Source organism: Clostridium cibarium (assembly GCF_014836335.1).
Classification (GTDB): Bacteria; Bacillota; Clostridia; order Clostridiales; family Clostridiaceae; genus Clostridium; species Clostridium cibarium.
In genome coordinates this window covers 1-5,494 of sequence record NZ_JACSRA010000058.1, presented here as the reverse complement: position 1 = coordinate 5,494, position 5,494 = coordinate 1, and the positions used below count along the sequence as shown (strand labels likewise).

Genomic DNA, 5,494 nt, shown 5'->3' with positions numbered 1-5,494 from the left:
TCAAAAAACTTACTCTAAAAGAATTGCTGGTTTTTAACTTATTTATATCTGTTCAATTTTCAAAGACCATTTTCTTTGTCGCCCTCAAGCGACTTTCTTATCTTATCATCGTTTTTCATATCTGTCAATGTTTTTTTAAAATCACCATAACTTTTTTTATGTTAATCTAATTATTTCTAAACATGACGAACATCGAAATTTATAATATCATATAAGTTAGCACATATATTATAATAAAAATCAATTAATTAACAATTTCTCTATTAGAACGACAATTACTCACTTTTTCTCTTAAATTCGCATAAAGATACACATGGATTAGTTTATTATTCTATATCCTTATTAGTATAAATATGCTTGCTTATCATTTATTATCTTCTCTACAAATTATAAATTAACTATTTCTTTTTTTATATCCAATCTCTTCTAATATTATTAATGCAGTATCTTCAATAGCCCTTTGTGTAACATCAATAGTTTTACAACCTAACTTTCTTATTATTTTATCTGCAAAATCAAATTCTTCTAGCACCCTTGCATCACCTGCATATTCAATATCTGATGGTATCCTATGAAACTTATCTAATCTCCTCTTTCTAATTTCTATTAGCTGAAGCGGATTAATAGTTAATCCAAATATCTTCTTTTTATCTATTTTATATAACTCCTCAGGAACTCCCACCTCTGGCACTAGTGGTATATTTATTGCCTTTAGTCCTTTGTTAGCCAAATACATGCACAAAGGAGTTTTGGAAGTCCTAGATAATCCAACTAATATTACATCCGAGTTTTTTAATCCTCTGTAATCCTTACTATCATCATACTGCATGGCAAATTCCATAGCTTCTATCCTTTTAAAATATTCTTCGTCTGTACTCCACATAGCACCTGGATTATATTCAGGTACTTTATTTAGTAATGTAGCTGCAACATTTATTATTGGCCCAAGTACATTTATTACGAATATATTTTTCTCTATTGCCTTTTGTGTTAAATATTCTCTTACATTTACAGTTATTATTGTTGATATAATCATTGCCTTTTCACAATTATCAATAGCTTTCATTACATCTTCAACATCCTCGAGCGTTTTAATATATGGTAATCTTCTCACCTCAATATCTTCTTTGAACTGACTAGCAGCTGCTACTGCTACCTGATTTGAAGTTTCTCCTATAGAGTCTGATACGGCAAAAATAACTAACATTTTCATACCCTCCTTCATTCTATTTAATAAACTACTCTTTTATTATACCGCACATAACAAGGTATTAACCATTTTATAGTGAACTTTACTATCCTATGTGATAAACTTAATTTATAAAATAACTTATATTGGAGGAACTTATGAAACATATTAAACTATTAACTATCGGAGGACTTCCTCTGATGTGGGGTTTGTACTTTTTATTCGAATTATTCACTGGAAGAATTTCTGATCCATTAGCACTTATGACAAATATAATTTTGATTGCTATCTTCTTCTTGTTTGGTTACATAATTCATATTTATAGCCTAAAACATACAGATGGTTTACCATTTAAAAAGATACTTTTCCTATTTTGTATCCTAATGCTACTTGATCAAGGTATAAAAATCATCATTAAATTTTACTTTTTTAATAATAACATAGTTCTTATTAATGAAATGTTAAGTTTTAATCCTTTAATAAACACGCAAGGTTCTTGGTTAAATGCTCGTTTTGGAACTTCAGTAAGTTTTCCTATTTTAATTCTTGTAAATACAATAGCACTTTTCCTACTCTTAGAAATATATCGATATTTAACATCTAAAAGGAACTCTACTTTTTTTGGTGATTGCGCATTCATATTTCTATTTAGTGGAGCTCTATGTTCTCTTATTGACAAGATATTTTATGGTGGAAGCTTGGATTTTATAGGAATAAGTAATCTATTTGTTGCTGATATTAAAGATATTTATATAAATCTCGGATTATATTTTTTCATTCTTTCAACTTACTCTAGTGGATATTTAACAGGTTCAGATGATTCTACTATTAAAGATGATTTTATTGTCTTTAAGAAATTTGTAGTATTTGTTAGGAATGACTTAATTTCTATTTTAAAAAGATAGTTTTACCCATACCAAAGCACATAAAAAAAGGATTTTACATATGTAAAATCCTTTTTTTATATTAATGCTAAGCAAGTTCTTATTAGAGGTTCCTTCAATTGAAGTGACCCTTTGGTGGCTTACCGGGGAATCGAACCCCGGACACCTTGATTAAAAGTCAAGTGCTCTACCGACTGAGCTAGTAAACCATATTTACCTGGCAACGTCTTACTCTCCCACACAGTCTCCCATGCAGTACCATCAGCGCTGTAGAGCTTAACTTTCCTGTTCGGAATGGAAAGGAGTGTTTCCTCTACGCCATCATCACCAGATTTGTTTCTCAACAAGAACTAATTATATAGATAATATGCTCATAAGTCAATAACTTTTCTATAAAAAAATATTTTTTTAGTCAAAAGAAGACTAAATCAGTCTTCTTTTGATCTTTTTATTTTTCCAATTTTGCTATACATTCTTTAATAACGGTGCATGATTTATTAAACTTATTAATTTCTTCTTCTGACATATCAATTTCTACAATCTCTTTTATTCCATTACTATTTAATACAGCTGGCACTCCTGCATATATCCCAAACTGTCCATATTCTCCTTCTAGATATGCTGATACTGGTATTATCTTATTCTCATTGTACAAAATAGCCTTTATTATCGCCACTATCGCAGTCGCTATTCCATAATAAGTTGTTCCTTTTCTATTAAATACTTCCCAACCAGCTCTAGCAGTTTCTAACACTAATTTATCTAGGTCTACGTCCCCAAACCTATCTTTATTATCTTCAATTACCTTACTAAATGATTTTCCTCCAATGTATACATGTGACCATGGTACCATTTGTGAATCTCCATGTTCTCCCATTGAATATGCCTGAACACTTCTAGGATCAACATTTAATAGACTTCCAATAAAATTTTTTAATCTAGCTGAATCTAATGATGTACCTGTACCTATTACCTTGCTTTTAGGAAGTCCTGAAAGCTCTTTTACATAATGAGCTATTGCGTCAACAGGATTAGATACCACTATAAATTGCCCTTTAAATCCACTCTTCATTATTGGATCCACTATAGATTTAACAATCTTCGCTGATAATTCCAATGTATCCAATCTTGATTGTCCTTTTATTGGTGGGGCTCCTGCTGTTATTACTACTATATCAACATCTGCACATTCTTCATAGTTTCCTGTTTTAACTCTTGTATTTTTATTTAAATATTCAATACAATGATTGAGGTCCATAACTTCGCCTTTTGCCTTTTCCTCATTTATGTCAAGCATAAGAATGTCATCACAAACACCTTGAGTTATAAGACTAAATGCTGTACTTGATCCAACTAATCCAGTTCCTACTATTGCTACTTTTTTGTTTTTAAACGTCATAATGAACTCCTCCTGTTATACATTGCTTTATCTAAATAATATATTACCACACAACTACAATAATATATACAAAAAAGCCTTAGAAGAAATATATTTTAAGTTCTCCTAAGACTTTGCTTTCTATTCTATTTACTTGTTGTCTCTAATCCGTTAAACTTACTGTTTACTATGACAATATCAACCCTTCTATTAGCTGCTTTACCTGCTTCCGAATCATTTGATGCAATAGGTCTATATTCACCATATCCGACAGCTTGCAATCTATCTGGGCTTATTTTGCATTCATTTATAAAAATCTGCACTACATTTGTAGCCCTTGCTGAAGAAAGTTCCCAATTTGATTTATATAATTCGTTTTTAATTGCAACATTGTCAGTATGTCCCTCAACTCTTATATAATTTCCTATCTTATTTAATACTTTTGATATCTCAAGTATTTGTTTTTTATGATCAACTTTAACTTCAGCTTTCCCACTATCAAAAAAAATAGTATCTGTAAAACTTACTACAAGTCCTCTTTCCTCTGTTTTAGTAGAAATACTTCCTTGCAAACCTTCTTGAGCAATAAGTGCGTCTATCTGAGCCTTAATTGATTCCAATTTCTGTTCTTCAGTAATCTCCTTATTCTCATCATTCTGTGTCTCTTCAGCATTGGGGTCTCCATTTGTTGGATTACCTTCAATTACCCCTATATTCCCTGAATCAGACATATTAAATGCTTTGTGAAGTGAACTTGATATCTGTTGATATTTCGCTTTATCCACATTAGATGACGCATACAATATTACAAAAAGAGCCATTAGTAAAGTAATTAAATCTGAATATGTAAGTAACCATCTCTCACTATTCTCTTTCTTTTTCTCTTTCTTCCTCACTTCTACACCTACTTGTCATCTCTTAATAAATTTTCATTTCCGTCTTCTAAAAATCCTTCAAGCTTATTTACTAAAGTGTTAGGGTTTACTCCTTGCTGAATAAGCAATATTGCTTCGATTATCATTTCTTTTTCTATTACCTCTTGCTTATTTAACATTTTCAATTTATTTGCTATTGGTAACCATATAATATTGGCTGTAGCAATCCCATATAAAGTTGCCATAAATGCCGAAGCAATTTTAGGTCCTAGCAATGTTGGATCACTTAAATTTCCAACAACTAAAACAAGCCCCATAACTGTACCTATAATTCCCATGGTAGGCGCATAACCACCTGCAGCTGAGAAAATTTCCATTCCATCTTCATGCCTTTCCACCATTTGTTCCAATTTTGTTTTCATAATACTTTCAACCGTTGATTGCTCTATTCCATCTACAACGAATTGAAGTCCTTGCTTTATGAATGGATCCACATTACTTTCTGAAACTTCTGCTTCTATAGATAAAAGCCCCTCTTTTCTTGTTTTTGTTGATATTTCCTTAAAGTATAGTATGTTCTTTGCAATATTACTCTCTCTCTTTTGGAAAGCTATTTTTATTACTTTAGGGAATTTCTTAAGAACATTTCCAGGAAACGATACTGCTACTGCCCCAAACGTTCCTCCTAATATTATTAATGCTGCTGTTGGGTGAATTAAAGAAGTAACACTTCCACCGTCTATACTAAAACCTAAGATTAAAGAAAGAAAAGCTACTACTAACCCTCCCAATATTACAATATCCATTTTATCCCTCCTATGTATTCTCTTTTGCCTTGTACCACTTGTCTACTTTTAAAACATATAATTCCATTTACATCCATTATATATTTTATTATCGTACAAATTTTATTAATATTTAGCTTTTTTGCTAAAATTTATATATTTAAACCATACATTTTCTTAAAGTAGTACAACAAAAAAGGCTATTGAAAAATTCAATAACCTAAATCTTGGTGCGATATCAGGGGATCGAACCCGGGACACCCTGATTAAGAGTCAGGTGCTCTACCAACTGAGCTAATATCGCATATTACCTGGCAACGTCTTACTCTCCCACACAGTCTCCCATGCAGTACCATCAGCGCTGTAGAGCTTAACTTTCCTGT

General features: G+C 31.3%; 5 protein-coding genes, 2 tRNA genes and 2 rRNA genes. 1 reads left to right on the top strand and 8 read right to left on the bottom strand.

Features of this window, described 5'->3' with window-relative positions:
• Window positions 1-394: 394 nt before the first annotated feature.
• The gene (locus tag H9661_RS19205; protein WP_143318612.1) at window positions 395-1,207 is read right to left on the bottom strand and encodes a pyruvate, water dikinase regulatory protein; all 813 of its coding nucleotides are present in this window, start codon (window positions 1,205-1,207) and stop codon (window positions 395-397) included.
• Window positions 1,208-1,347: 140 nt separating this feature from the next.
• Between H9661_RS19205 and H9661_RS19200 the strand changes: the two genes are divergently transcribed.
• Window positions 1,348-2,094 (top strand): signal peptidase II, encoded by a 747-nt coding sequence (locus H9661_RS19200; RefSeq protein ID WP_143318613.1) that lies wholly within the window; start codon window positions 1,348-1,350, stop codon window positions 2,092-2,094.
• 112 nt (window positions 2,095-2,206) lie between these two features.
• On the opposite strand, the gene H9661_RS19195 is transcribed toward H9661_RS19200, so the two are convergent.
• The 7 genes from H9661_RS19195 to rrf (H9661_RS20115) all read right to left on the bottom strand — a co-directional run.
• Window positions 2,207-2,282, bottom strand: a tRNA-Lys gene (locus tag H9661_RS19195).
• Between the two features lie 6 nt (window positions 2,283-2,288).
• Window positions 2,289-2,405, bottom strand: a 5S ribosomal RNA gene (gene rrf, locus H9661_RS19190).
• Between the two features lie 116 nt (window positions 2,406-2,521).
• Window positions 2,522-3,472 (bottom strand): L-lactate dehydrogenase, encoded by a 951-nt coding sequence (locus H9661_RS19185; RefSeq protein WP_143318614.1) that lies wholly within the window; start codon window positions 3,470-3,472, stop codon window positions 2,522-2,524.
• A gap of 125 nt (window positions 3,473-3,597) precedes the next feature.
• Entirely contained in the window at window positions 3,598-4,347 is a 750-nt protein-coding gene (locus H9661_RS19180) for a flagellar motor protein MotB (RefSeq protein ID WP_143318615.1), read from the bottom strand.
• Window positions 4,348-4,355: 8 nt separating this feature from the next.
• Window positions 4,356-5,132, bottom strand: coding sequence for a flagellar motor protein (locus H9661_RS19175; RefSeq protein ID WP_143318616.1), 777 nt, complete (start codon window positions 5,130-5,132; stop codon window positions 4,356-4,358).
• Window positions 5,133-5,339: 207 nt separating this feature from the next.
• Window positions 5,340-5,415 (bottom strand) — tRNA-Lys (locus tag H9661_RS19170).
• A gap of 5 nt (window positions 5,416-5,420) precedes the next feature.
• Window positions 5,421-5,494 (bottom strand): 5S ribosomal RNA (gene rrf, locus H9661_RS20115); the annotation flags it as partial.